We start from the raw sequence: 12,743 nt of genomic DNA on the forward strand, positions 1-12,743 counted from the left end.
GGTTCGACGGGTCGGCCGAAGGGCGTCGGGGTGACCCACCGCAGCCTCGCCAACCGGGTCGACTGGAGCGTCCGCCGCCACCGGATGTCGGCGCAGGACCGCACGCTGCAGAAGACGTCGATCGGGTTCGACGCGGCGGGCTGGGAGGTGTTCGCGCCGCTGGCGAGCGGCGGGACCGTGGTGGCGGCGCCGGCCGGTGTGGAGCGCGATCCGGCCGCGCTGGTGCGTGCGGTCGCCGAGCACGGCGTGACCGTCCTTCAGGTCGTGCCCTCCGTCCTCCGCCTGCTCGTACAGACGCCCGGGTGGCGGGACTGCGGCGCGCTGCGCGTGTTGACGGTCGCGGGCGAGCAGCTCGAATCGGAGCTGTGCCAACGCTTCCTGGACCTACGGCAGGCAGAGGTGTGGAACACCTACGGCCCGACCGAGTGCACCATCGACGTGACGGCGTACCACTACGCGCCGGACCGACTCGCCGGGCCGGTGCCGATCGGCCGCCCGTTGCCGAATGTCACCGCGTACGTGGTGGATGCCGCGATGCAACCGGTGCCGGTCGGTGTGGTCGGTGAGCTGTACGTCGGTGGGGTGGCGGTCGCCCGGGGCTATCTCAACCGGCCCGGCCTGACCGCCGGGCGGTTCGTGCCGGACCCGTTCGGGCCGCCCGGGTCGCGGCTGTACCGCACCGGGGACCTCGTCAGCCTCAGCGACGACGGCGCGTTGACGTTCCGAGGCCGTGTCGACGATCAGCTCAAGATCAACGGAGTGCGGATCGAGCCGGGCGAGGTCGCCGCCGCCGTGCGGCAGCTGCCCTCGATCGCGGCGGCGGCCGTGGTCCCGTGGCGGACCGGCGACGGCGAGGTGCGGCTCGCGGCTTACGTCGTGCCCGAGGACGCCGGGCAGTTGGACCAACGGGCGCTGCGACGGGGGCTCGCGCGGACGCTCCCGGATGCGATGCTGCCGGCCGTGTTCGTGCCGCTCGACCGACTCCCGCTCACCGCGCACGGCAAGCTCGACCGCCGTGCGCTACCGGAGCCCGAGTTGACCAGCCCGCACGCGCGCGTCCCCCCGTCGACCCCGACCGAGCGCGCACTGGCCCAGGTCTGGTCGGCGGTGCTCGGACGCGAGCGGGTCGGCGTGCACGACACGCTTCTGGACGGCGGCGCCAACTCCTTGACGATCATCAGGGTGATCGCCGCGGCTCGGCGGCGCCGGATTCCCCTGACCCTGCGGATGTTCTACGAGAACGACACCCTGGCCGATCTCGCCGCGGCGGTCGACGCGCTGCCTGCGGACGCACAACCGGCCGAAGAACCGCCTACCGAAGACAGGAGCATGACGACGGACGGACGGTCGACGGGCCCGGCCGAGGCGGCCGGCGCCGCTCTGATCGAACCGGGGGCTCTGATCGAGGTGATGGCCCGCCACCACGTGCCCGGAGTGAGCGTGGCGTTGCTTCGAGGCGGCGAAGTGGTGCATGCGCAGGGCTACGGGGTGACCGCGGCGGACCGGCCGGAACCAGTCACCACCCGGACGCCGTTCCAGGTGGCGTCGATCAGCAAGCACGTCACGATGCTCGGGGTGTTGCGGCTGGTCGCGGACGGCGTGCTGAACCTGGACGCGGACATCAACGGGTACCTGACGTCGTGGCGGGTGCCCGGGGACGCGGTCATCACCCTGCGGGAGTTGGTCAGCCACCAGTCGGGCCTGAGCCACGTCCCGGCGACCAACCACCTGCCGGGCGAGACGATGCCCACCGTCGTGGAGATCCTCAACGGGTGCCCGCCGGCCCGCAACGAGCCGGTTCACGCCCAGCACCGGGCCGGAGACGTATTCAAGAAGACCAATATCAACTACTCGGTCCTGGAACAGCTCCTCGTCGACGTGACCGGCGAGCCCTTCGACGCGCTGATCCAGCGGCTCGTCCTCGACCCGTTGGAGATGACGGACAGCAGCTTCGACCAGGACCACCCGCAGCGGTCGACGATTCCCGCGGCGATCGGTCACGATGCGTACGGCGATCCGATCGCGGGCCGGTGGAGAGTGCGCAACGAGGTCGCGGCCGGCGGGCTCTGGGCGAGCGTCCGGGACCTCACCAAGGTGGCCCTCGCGGTGCGCCGCTCCTACCAGGGCCAGCCGGGTGCGTTGCTCACCCGACCGCTCGCCCAGCAGATGGTCACGGTCTGGCACCCGGGGAGCTTCTACGGACTCGGTACCGTCGTCGATCCGAGCGACGGTGACGTGGAGTACGGCCACGGGGGGAGGACGGTCGGTTTCCGCTGCATGACGGTCACCCGGGTGGTCAGCGGTGACGGACTGATCGTCCTGGCGAACGGCGAGAACGGAAAGCGGGCCCACCTGGCGTTGGTCGAGGCCCTGCGCCGTGCCGACGCGTCAGCCGCCGCGTCACCGTTCGGCAGGTCGTGGGCGGAGACCCCGGACGAGCCGGTCGAGGCGCCGGGGCGGCCGGCGCATGCCGGTGGGCTGCGGTGAGCGGCGCGGCGCGACCGGCCGACGCGGCCGGCGGGGACGCGTTCGCCGCGGTTCGTCGGGTGGTCGGGCAGCGGCCGGACGACGAGGCGACGGCGGTGGTCGTCCGGTTGACCGGTCCGGACGGTCGCTGGCAGTGCGCGTCCGGCGTGGCCGATCTCGCCACCGGCGCGGCCGTCCGGGACGACCAGCGGTTCCGGATCGGGGGCGTTACGAAGACCTTCATGGCGGCGACTGTGTTGAGCCTCGCCGCCGAGGGTCGCCTCGGCCTCGACGATCCGGTGCGCGACCATCTGCCGGACCTGCTCCCGGGCGCGGTCACGGTGCGCCGGCTCCTCGACCACACGAGCGGTCTCGCGGACGAGAGCGATGTCCGCTACAACGACACCGAGTGGTTTCTGGCGCACCGGTTCGACACGTTCACCCCGGCCGACCTGATCGCCCGGTCGCTGCGGCGACCGCTGCTGTTCGAGCCCGGCACCGCGCAACAGATCACCCGGGCGAACTACGTCATCGCCGGGATGCTCGTCGAGCGGGTCACCGGCCACCCCTATGCGGACGAGGTCGAGGCCCGGGTCCTGCGGCCCCTCGGCCTCACGGCCACCTCCCTCCCGGGGATCGACCCAACGATGCCGGAGCCCCACGTCCGCGGGTACGACCACGGCGTCGACGTCACCGAGCACAGCCCGTCGATCCACGGGGCGGCCGGGGAGATGATCTCAACCGTGGCGGACCTGGACCGGTTCCTCGCGGCGTTGTTCGCCGGTGAGGTCCTGTCCCGGCCCTGGCTGGCGGAGATGCTCCGGGTGCAGCCGGTGCCGTACGCCCGGGGTGGCCCGGCGTTCTGCGGCGCCGGGCTGGACCGGGCCGAACTGCCGAATGGTCTGACCGTCTGGGGCATGGCTGGGATCGTGCACGGCTGCCTCAGCGGCATCGTGGCGACCCCGGACGGGCGGAGCCGGTTCGTCTATCTGGTCGCCCCCACCAGCCGTGGCGGGCTACGCGTCCCTCCCCTCGTCCAACTGCTGGTCACCACCGCGTTCGCCCTCTTCCCGCCGCCGTCTCCCGGGGGAGCCGGATGCGAGTAGAACCTTCCCGCGTCGTGCTGGCGCCGGTGTCGATCACCCCGACCAAACCGTTGACCCCTACCCATGTGAAGGGCCTTCTCTGGCTCGACGTGGCTTACCGCGCGACCCAGCGAGTGAGGTCCGTCGACTACCTGTGGAATCAGCGGAGCGCCACCCTGACCGCGCAGACCGTGGCGTTCTGGGCCTACCTGGACCGCGTCGCCGCGGGGCGTCAGTGGTCGGCGGTGACCGGGAACGAGATAGGTGAGCTGTACGTCCGGTCGCACGCGGAGGGAAGCCGTCCGAGCCGCGCCGTCCTGGCCCCGTACCTGGAGCGGGTGGACGCCGAGGGTTGGATCCACCCGGCCAGTGTGCGGCTGCTCGAACTGTGGCGAGACGAACTGCGGCTACTGGGCGTCGGGGACCCGGGGCTGACCGCGGACCGCCCGATGGCGCTGCCCACGGACGAGACCCTCGACATCCTCGCCGAGCGGGACCTCCTGGTCGACCATCGCCGATTCGGCGGACCGGTCCTGCTGGACGGTCCTCGGTGGGGGCTTCCACTGCGTCAGCTTGTCGGCCCGGACGGGCACCCCAATTACCTGGTCCCGATCCTGCGGGACCTGATACCCCGGGCGCGACACGCCGAGCGGGTCGTACTGGTGCACGACACCGAGCTGACCCAGGACTACACGACGCTGGACCGGGTGCTGGGAACCCTCGGGGCGACCGTGTCCCGGCTGGCCCTCGGCCGGGTGCCGATCGGCGGGGCGATCCGCTCCAGCCGGCACGGCGACTGGGCGGGCGTCACCCTCGACCACATCTCGCGCGCCTGCCTGGAGCACGTGGAGCTGCCGGTCTACCAACTCGGCATGCGGATCTACTTCATCGCGGTGCTCCAGCGCGGCTCGCGTCGCTCGATGGAACCCGAACTGCTGCGGCGTTGCCTGTGGAAAGCCCGGCGGATCCTGTCGAGGGTCGAGCAGGGCGGCGACACCGGTGCCACCGCCGGCGCCGCGCTGCTGACGAAGCTCTGCGACGACCGGGGCTACGTCGACCCGTACGGGCTGACCTGCCGTCTGCTCAGCAGGCGGCGCAGGACATCCGCCGGGCCACTCCTACGACAGGTCTACCTGTGACCGGGACGACGGAGGAGCAGCGTCTGCTGCGTACCTGGCTGGTCGCCCACTACCACCGTGTGACGGGTGCCGGGGCACCCGGCCGGCCGTCGCCGTCGCCGCCCGAGCGCTCGACCCTGCGCGCCGTGGCCGTGCTCCGTGACCTTGACCTGACGGCGCTCCTGCACGGCACGCTCGCCTTCGCCGTCGCGGTTCCGGACGAGCTGGCCGGCCCCTGGTACGGCGCCTTCACCCGAACCCTCTTCCTCGCCGGCAACCCGGCGAGCCTGGTCCACCGGGTGCGGTTTCTCCACCGCACCGAGGACGCCATGATGGCCTGGACCGCGCCGGTACACCCGGAGCGGGACCCGGCCCGGCAGCTCAGCCGGATGCTCAAGCTGTTTCACGGGCCCGTCGTGTGGCCCGGCGAGCGCCGGCGGATCACGCTCCAGGTGCCCGGTGCTGGCCGGGACGGCCGGTCGGCCCTGCTCCGGGTCGCCACGGCCAGGGTCAGCGCGGCGGAGTACCTCATCCATCTCAACCACGTGCTGTGTGAGTCGGTGCTGTCCGGGCTGCTGCGCCCGGGAGACCGGCTGGCGATCGACCACCCGGCCGAGCTTGATCCGCGCGACGTCGACGTCGCGCTGGGCCCCGCGCCTCGCGCCCCGGCCCACTTCCGCATCGCGCAGGACCCGCACCGTCCCGGAGCCCTGCGACTGTACGCACATCTGGCCGTGACGGAACAGACGGGGGAGTGACCATGAACCAGCAGGACCACGCCGTCCGGCTGGCGCGACGCATCCGAGACGAGAAGCAGCGCCTGCTCGCGACGCTCGACGATCCTCGCCGGACGCAGGAACTCGTGCTAGCCGACGTCCTCACGCGCAACGGCGACACGGCCTTCGGCACCGAGCACGGCCTGTCTGCGGTCGCCGGCGTGGACGACTACCGTCGCGCCGTGCCGATCCGCACCCACGAGGCGCTGATGCCGTGGATCGAACGGAGCATCGCGGGCGAGCGCCGGGTCCTGACCGCGGACCAGCCGGTGGCGTACTTCTCGTCCAGCGGCACGACCGGCCGGGAGAAGTTCATCCCGGTCACCCCCACCTACCTGCGTACCACGTTTCTCGCCTTCTACTACGCCGGGTTCGCCGGTGTGCTCGATCGTCACCCGGAGTTGATCGGCGCCGAGGAGAAGGTGCTCAACCTCTGGCAGGATCCGACCACCCGGATCAGCCAGACCTTCGGCGGGCAGCCACACATCGGGCTCAGTCAACTCGACTACCGCACGTACGGTGAGCCGTTGGCGACCGGACCCGGCACCGGCGGTGGGTGGACCGAGGTGCTCGACTCCTATCCGGACGGCGGACCGTGGGAGCGGGCATACCTGCGGCTGCGACTTGCCGTCGAGCGTGACGTCAGGTGGATCATCGCGGTCAACCCGGCGATCGTGGCCGCGCTGCCCTACCAGCTCGCCCAGTGGTGGCCCCGCATGGCGGCGGAGCTGCACGCCGGGACGCTGGGCGGACGACCGTACGGCGAGCCGAACCCGGCCCGGGCACTGGAGCTACGGCAGGTCGCCGAACGGCGCGGCACCCTGCGTCCGGTCGACCTGTGGCCCAACCTCCGGGTGATCCTGTCCTGGAACACGGCCCTCGCCTCGCTCTACCTTCCCCCGCTGCGGGAGGCGTTCGGCGCCGACACCATCGTGCTGTCACCGCCGATCGCCTCCTGCGAGGGACCGGTGGCCATCCCCCTGGGGGCTGACCCCGCCTCGGGACCGTTGTTCCTGCCGGGCTGCTTCTACGAGTTCGTGCCGGCCGACCGGGACATCGAGCCGGACGGCGACACCCTGCTCGCCGACGAACTGGAGGAGGGCCGCGACTACCACATCGTCCTCACCCACGTCGGTGGCCTGTACCGGTGCGCCACGCTGGACATCGTCCGCGTGGTCGGCTTCGCCGGGCGTACCCCGGAAGTGGCCTACGCCGGTCGCGGCACCATCAGTTCCGGCTCCGGCGAGCGGCTCCGGGAGCCCGACCTGATACGCGCCCTCGGTGCGGCCCTGACCGAGGTTGGCCTGGAGATCCGGAACGCCACGGCCCGACGGACGGGCTGGTCCCCCGCCCGCTACGAGGTGGCGCTGGCCCTGGTCGCCACCCCGCCGAGCGACGTGGTCGCGGCGCTCGCCGAGGCTCTGGAGCGACGGCTGGCTGAGCAGTCGCCGGGCTACCGGCGGGCCCGAGCCTCCGGTGGGCTCGGAGCGGTCCGGCTGACGGTGACGCACCCGGACGCGTTCCTTGTCGAATGGGAGCGCCGGGTCAGGGCCGGCGAACGGCCGCCGCGGGTCAAGGACCGGGTCTTCCAACCGGATCCGAACGTCTGGGACCGGATCACCACCAACGCGCCGACGATCGTCGGGAGCCAGCGGTGAGCGCCATTCCCGGCCGCGGCCGATACACCGAGTCGGCCCGCATCGAACGGCTGGAATGGCTACGCCGTCGCAGCCGGATGCCGCTGGCCTCGCTCGGCGCCGACAGTATCCTCGCGGCGGAACAACTGACCGGCAACATCGAGAACTTCATCGGCACCGTGGCACTCCCCGTGGGCCTGGCCGGTCCCCTGCTCTTCACCGGCGGTGAGGTCCACGGTTCGGTGGTCGCACCGCTGGTCACCACCGAGGGTGCCCTGGTGGCCTCGGTGTCGCGCGGTGCCCGGGCGATCACCCGCGGCGGCGGCGTGGCCACCCGGACGTTGGGCCAGCGGATGACCCGGGCGCCCGCCTACGAGTTCAGCGACCTCGCCGCCGCCGCCGCGTTCGTCGACTGGCTCGGCACCGTCCGGCCCGGCATGGAAGGGCAGGTACGGGAGGTCTCCCGGCATACCACGCTGGTCTCCGTCGAGCCGTTCCAGATCGGGCGGTACGTGCACCTGCTTCTCGGCTACGAGACGGCGGACGCGGCAGGACAGAACATGACGACCGTCGCGACCTGGCGGATCTGCCAGTGGCTCGACGAGGCCCTCGTCGGGCGGCCCGAGATCACGCCCGTCCGCTACTTCGTCGAGGGCAACCTCAGCGGGGACAAGAAGGTGAGCCATCTGTCAATGACGGGCGGTCGTGGTACCCGGGTGACGGCCGAGTGCCATCTCGACCGCGCGACGGTGGAGGCCACGCTCAAGACCACACCCGAGTCGCTCATGGCCCTCTATCACTGCTCGGTACTGGCCAGCCAGCAGGCCGGAATGGTGGGGCACAACATCAACGTCTCGAACGTCATCTCGGCGATGTTCATCGCCACCGGACAGGACGTGGCGTGCGTACACGAATCGGGCGCCGGGATCTTCTCGCTGGAGCCGACCGACGGCGGGCTGCTCGCCACCCTGCTGTTACCGAACCTTGTGCTGGGCACAGTGGGCGGTGGTACCGGGCTACCGCAGCAGCGGGATCTGCTCGCGGTGCTCGGCTGTGCGGGGGAGGGGACCGGGCGGCGGCTGGCCGAGATCATCTGTGGGTTCGCCCTGGCGTTGGACGTCTCGACGTGTGCGGCCGTCAGCGGCGGGCAGTTCGCCGACGCCCACCAGCGGCTCGGTCGGGCCCGTCGGGTGAACTGGCTGACCCGGGAGGAACTGCAGACGGTGATCGCGCCGCGGTTGTTGAGGGGGACGATCCCGTCCGACGAGGTGACGGTGACCGCCGCCCCGGCCGAGGAGTTCGGCGGCTCGGGCATTCTCAGCGACCTCGCGGCCCGCGGTGAGCGGCGAAAGTTCACCGGTCTGCATCCGTTGCGCGTCGACTGTGTCGGCCTCGACGGCCAGCGGCAACGGCTCGGTGTCGTCGCCAAGATCAAGGCGCTGGACGACGAGGTGCTGGTCGAGATCGGCAAGATCGCCTCGTTGGGGGGTCAGCGTCTCGGGGCCGCCTGGCGGCGTCATGGTCGTGCGGTCGGTGGCTTCTCGGGTGCGCACCGGCGGGAACTGGCCATCTACCGCAGCCAGCATCCGTCCCTGGTCGATGTGCTTCCGCGGTGTTACGGATGGCACGACGACCCGGATCGGGAGGCGTACGTCCTGCTGTTGGAGGATCTGCGGGAAAGTGCGGTGCTCCTCGATCCGGCGGACGGCATCAGGGGGTGGACATCGGCGCATGTCGGCGCCGCCATTGCCGGGATCGCCGGCGTGCACAGCGGGTGGCTCGAGCGTCGGGAGGATGCGGCGGCACTCGGGGTGAGCGACGGGCTGCCGGGCCTGGCAGCCGCCGGCGAACTGTGGACGGCCTTGATCGACCACAACACCGCGACCTATCCGGACCTGCTGAAGGCCGGTTCGTCCGGTCTGGACCTGGCTGCGCTGGCCCGCTGGCTCGTGGAGCGGATCGCCAGCTGGACCGCCGAGTTGGCGGCGATGCCGAGGACACTGGTGCACCACGACTTCAACCCCCGCAACATCGCATTCCGGCCGAACGGTCGCCTGCCCATCGTGTACGACTGGGAGTTGGCTACCTGGCACGTGCCGCAGCGCGACCTGGCCGAGTTGCTGACCTTCGTGCTGACTCCCGAGGCATCGCCGGACGAGGTGGAGTCCTATCTGGTCATGCATTGGGAGCGACTCGGCGGCCCGGCGTGCGGCGCGGACCTCACGCTGTGGCGGCGCGGCTACCAGTTGGCTCTGTGGGATCTGCTGCTGAGCCGGTTGCAGCTGTACCTGCTGGCACACGAGCATCGGGAGTACCCGTTCCTGGAACGCGTCGTGGGTACCACTCGCCGGCTGTGCGAGATCGAGGCGCAGGTGGGACGGGTGGGGGTCGGCCATGGCTGACCGGGCGCCGTACCGGGTGGCGCTGGTCGGCATCGACGGCAGCGGCAAGACTGCCGTCGCCCAGGGCTTGGCCGCGCGTGCGGCCGGCTCCGGGCACCGGGGCGACCTGGCGGTCCTGCACGCGGTTCGACCGCACGAGAACGGTGAAGGGCCCGCGCGGCAGCTGTCCCGGCATCTGCATCGCGTGTCGCTGGTCGCCGATCAACTCGGTAGCCCGGAGCTGAAGATCGGGACCTACTATTTGCAGCTGCGTACGTACTCCTCGGTCGAGCGGCATGTCCGCGACCGACGCCAGCCTCGGGTGATCCTGGCCGAGCGGCATCCGCTCATCGACACCATGGTGTACCTGCCCCTCTACGGACGGATGGCCGCAGCACGGCCGTCGGACGCCATCTCGCCGGACGAGTTCGCGCGGCAGGCGGCGACCGTCGGTCCGCTGGCCATGCGAGCGGTCCTGGACTGGGCGGAGCGGGTGGGTGCTGGGCGGGATCTCTGGCTGCTCGGGCGCCGCCTGCTGGCGTTGCACGACCTGCCGCCGGAACTGCTGCTCAAGGAGTTCCGGAAGCTGATGCGCACCGAGCTGCCACACAAGATCATCCTGCTTGACATCGGGGTGGAGCAGGCGCTTGCCCGGATCGCCGGTCGGCGACAGGGCGCGGAGATGCACGAGACCGGCGCGCGTCTGGCGGCGGTGCGAGACCGTTACGACCTGGTCCTGGGCTGGCTCGCCGACGCCCGCGGGGTGCCGGTGCTGCGGATCGGCAACAACGGCACCCCGGTGGCCAGAACAGTCGACGTGATCTACTCCGGTCTCACCGAGGGCCGGTGACGCAAGGGTCGGTGACGTCCCGGGAGGATGCTCACCGGGACGATCTCGGCAGCGGCGAAAAGCCCGTCTGCGTCACCGTCGGGCGACCACGATGCCCGCGGGCGCCGGTCCGGTCGGAACTCGGTGTTCCGCAGTCGGTCACGGAGTTCCTCGACGGTCCTGAACGCGTCGCGGAAGGCTTCCGGCTCCTGGTCGAGCAGTTCTCAATAGCTCCGGACGGATTCGTCGCAGCCGGCGAGTGCGGTGGCGCGATCCACGCGAAAGGCCTGCCGGACATGGGCAGCGGTCCAGAGCGATCCCGCCAGTGCTTGCGGGTGCCGCCCGGCCCTGCCCAGCCAGCTAGCCATGGTGTTGATGGTCGCCGTCCTCATCCAGCGCATGGACCTGTCCAGCATGGCGGACGGGCTGGACACCCCGCTGTACAGCCTGCAGGCACCCGGCCTGGACGGCAAGCGCCCGCTGTCCACGTCGCTGCGCGAGGCCGCCACCGTGTCGCTCGAACACATCCGCTCGGTGCAGCCCACCGGGCCGTACCATCTGCTCGGGTGGTCCCTACGGCGGGTGCTTGCCCACGAGATCGCGGTGCAGTTGCAGGCCGTCGGTGAGACGGTCGGCGCGCTGATCATCCTGGACCAGTATCCCAAGGACCCGGGGATCCGGACGGTCATCGGGGACGAGCCCGCCCCCGACGAGGAAGCTCAGCTCGCCGCGCTCACCGAAGTCGTGCGCAAGGAGGCCGGTGCCGTGCTCGGCAACGCTCCCGACGAGGAGCTGCGCCGCTTCGCGGTCCTCCGGCGCAACAACTTTACCTGCATCAACGCCCACGAGTACGGTCGGTTCGACGGTGACGCGCTGCTCGTCGTCGCCGATCGGAGCATCCCGGAGCGCGCGCCGACGGCCGAGTTGTGGAAGCCGTACATCACCGGCGAGATCAGCGAGGTCCGACTGCCCTGCGGGCACGAGGACCTGAACACCCCGGCGATGCTGGGCCAGATGTGGGCAGTCGCCGCACCGTGGTTGGGTCGGAGCGGGGACGCGCCCAGCAGCTGACCTGCGGCCGGGGGTCGCCGCGGCACGCACACGGCGGCCCGGCCCCGCGCCTGATCGGGCGCAAGCGCAGCGGGCGTGGCACCATCACCTAGGCGCTGCCTGCTGCTGGTGTCCGACCTCATGCTGGTGGCAAACCTCTTGGTGGTCGCACAAACGGCAACGACGGCTGGTGCCCGGGCACCTGGGCCCGGGCACCAGCCGGCGTCTACGCGTTGACGCAGGGCACGCTGCGTGTCAGCCGTCCACCCAACCGTGGGACCGGCTGAATTCGATGAACCTCTTGCGTACCTCGATGATCTGGGAGCCGGTCAACGATGGCGCGCACTGCAGGAGCATTTCGGTCACGGCCCCGACGAACTCGGCGGACGCGAGAACGTCGCACATCTCTTCGTCGCCGTCCGTGCGGACCCGGGATCGGATCTCGTCTCCGTTGGTCGACGCGTGCGGCGTCTCGGTCGTTTCCAGAACCCGGACCGACCGGGCGCGCAGGCCGCGGTCGCCATCTATAACGTCGTACTCGATCGGCAGGCCGATCCGCACCAGCTGGCGTTGCTCGCCGAAGTCATTGGCATGAAAGAAGACGTCATCACCGCCGCCAGTCGGGGCGATGAACCCATAACCACGCACATCATCGAACCGGATGATCTTACCCACAGAAGACATCACACCACCACATATGCTCAAACGCCTGAACGCTCACCGACAAGGGTGCCATCCGGGGTTCACACAGTTGACCCGGTTGACAGTGAAGGACCTGCGGCGTCCTTCGGTGACGCCCTGTTCAATTCCCGTACTTGAACATGCGTCCATTCCCACAAATTTCCGCACTCTTGCCCAGCATCTCCGAGGGGCGGTCCCCACGCCATTGCCTGGGCTGTCGGGGCCTATTCCGTGGCCCCAGGATGACGATTCTCCACTGCCCTCCTCAACTTGGTCAGGTTCACCAGGTCGACCACGCCCAGGAACCCGATGGGCGAGGATCACGCAGCGAACCATGGCGCGATCATCTTACGTCGGTGGACCGGAACTTTCTGCGAGGAAGCATGGGCAACGCAGCGACGAGCGGGTCAACTCCCGCAACGGCTACCGGCAGCGCGAGTGGGACACCCGGGCCGGAACGATCGACCTGGCGATCCCCAAGCTCCGCCAGGGCAGCTACTTCCCCGACTGGCTGCTGACGCACCGACGGCGGGCCGGGGACTGCCTGGTGGTGTGTCGGCGCTTGCCGGGCCGTATTGGCCTGCGGGGTCAAGAGCCGGCCGTAGGCCTGCGGCCAGCGTGTAGCGAATGAGTAGGCACACAGTTCCCTTGGTGACGGGTGTTCTGCTAATGGGGGAGCGGGACGCGGTGGACTGACGACGCCCCTGTCGGCCCCCCGTT

The 12,743-nt window shown here is 70.6% G+C and carries 9 protein-coding genes and 1 pseudogene; 9 read left to right on the plus strand and 1 reads right to left on the minus strand.

Annotated features, from left to right (window positions below):
- From OC439_RS16385 to OC439_RS16420, 8 genes are all read left to right on the plus strand, one after another.
- Nucleotides 1–2,487, plus strand: a 2,487-nt coding sequence (locus OC439_RS16385; RefSeq protein ID WP_262014159.1) for an amino acid adenylation domain-containing protein, incomplete at its 5' end; no start/stop codon positions are given.
- Nucleotides 2,484–3,572: a serine hydrolase domain-containing protein gene (locus OC439_RS16390; RefSeq protein ID WP_262014160.1), complete on the plus strand. Its 1,089-nt coding sequence runs from the start codon at nucleotides 2,484–2,486 to the stop codon at nucleotides 3,570–3,572. The genes OC439_RS16385 and OC439_RS16390, both read left to right, overlap by 4 nt.
- Before the next feature lie 113 nt (nucleotides 3,573–3,685).
- The gene (locus OC439_RS16395; RefSeq protein WP_262014161.1) at nucleotides 3,686–4,690 is read left to right on the plus strand and encodes a hypothetical protein; all 1,005 of its coding nucleotides are present in this window, start codon (nucleotides 3,686–3,688) and stop codon (nucleotides 4,688–4,690) included.
- On the plus strand, nucleotides 4,687–5,427 hold the full coding sequence (locus OC439_RS16400) for a DUF6182 family protein (RefSeq protein WP_262014162.1): 741 nt from the start codon (nucleotides 4,687–4,689) through the stop codon (nucleotides 5,425–5,427). Before OC439_RS16395 ends, OC439_RS16400 begins: the two co-directional genes overlap by 4 nt.
- Nucleotides 5,428–5,429: 2 nt before the next feature.
- The gene (locus tag OC439_RS16405) at nucleotides 5,430–7,103 is read left to right on the plus strand and encodes a GH3 auxin-responsive promoter family protein (protein ID WP_262014163.1); all 1,674 of its coding nucleotides are present in this window, start codon (nucleotides 5,430–5,432) and stop codon (nucleotides 7,101–7,103) included.
- Nucleotides 7,100–9,484 carry a phosphotransferase gene (locus OC439_RS16410; RefSeq protein WP_262014164.1) on the plus strand — a complete coding sequence of 795 codons (2,385 nt, stop codon included), beginning with the start codon at nucleotides 7,100–7,102 and terminating at the stop codon, nucleotides 9,482–9,484. Before OC439_RS16405 ends, OC439_RS16410 begins: the two co-directional genes overlap by 4 nt.
- Nucleotides 9,477–10,313 (plus strand): hypothetical protein, encoded by an 837-nt coding sequence (locus OC439_RS16415; protein WP_262014165.1) that lies wholly within the window; start codon nucleotides 9,477–9,479, stop codon nucleotides 10,311–10,313. Before OC439_RS16410 ends, OC439_RS16415 begins: the two co-directional genes overlap by 8 nt.
- Before the next feature lie 345 nt (nucleotides 10,314–10,658).
- Nucleotides 10,659–11,363 (plus strand): thioesterase domain-containing protein, encoded by a 705-nt coding sequence (locus tag OC439_RS16420; RefSeq protein WP_262014166.1) that lies wholly within the window; start codon nucleotides 10,659–10,661, stop codon nucleotides 11,361–11,363.
- Nucleotides 11,364–11,597: 234 nt separating this feature from the next.
- Here the strand turns inward: OC439_RS16420 and OC439_RS16425 are convergent, their stop codons facing one another.
- Nucleotides 11,598–12,026, minus strand: a complete 429-nt coding sequence (locus tag OC439_RS16425; RefSeq protein WP_262014167.1) for a cold-shock protein — start codon at nucleotides 12,024–12,026, stop codon at nucleotides 11,598–11,600.
- Nucleotides 12,027–12,411: 385 nt separating this feature from the next.
- Here OC439_RS16425 and OC439_RS30375 point away from each other — a divergent pair.
- A pseudogene (locus OC439_RS30375) lies at nucleotides 12,412–12,558 on the plus strand (transposase); the annotation flags it as partial.
- Nucleotides 12,559–12,743: the final 185 nt, after the last annotated feature.

The organism is Micromonospora sp. Mcm103 (assembly GCF_024519755.1).
GTDB classification, from domain to species: Bacteria; Actinomycetota; Actinomycetes; order Mycobacteriales; family Micromonosporaceae; genus Micromonospora; species Micromonospora aurantiaca.

Excerpts from the sequence above, each read along its gene's own strand:
- OC439_RS16420 (WP_262014166.1), top strand. The coding sequence starts at position 10,659 with ATGGTGTTGATGGTCGCCGTCCTCATCCAGCGCATGGACCTGTCCAGC.
- OC439_RS16425 (WP_262014167.1), bottom strand. The coding sequence starts at position 12,026 with ATGTCTTCTGTGGGTAAGATCATCCGGTTCGATGATGTGCGTGGTTAT.
- OC439_RS16405 (WP_262014163.1), top strand. The coding sequence starts at position 5,430 with ATGAACCAGCAGGACCACGCCGTCCGGCTGGCGCGACGCATCCGAGAC.
- OC439_RS16415 (WP_262014165.1), top strand. The coding sequence starts at position 9,477 with ATGGCTGACCGGGCGCCGTACCGGGTGGCGCTGGTCGGCATCGACGGC.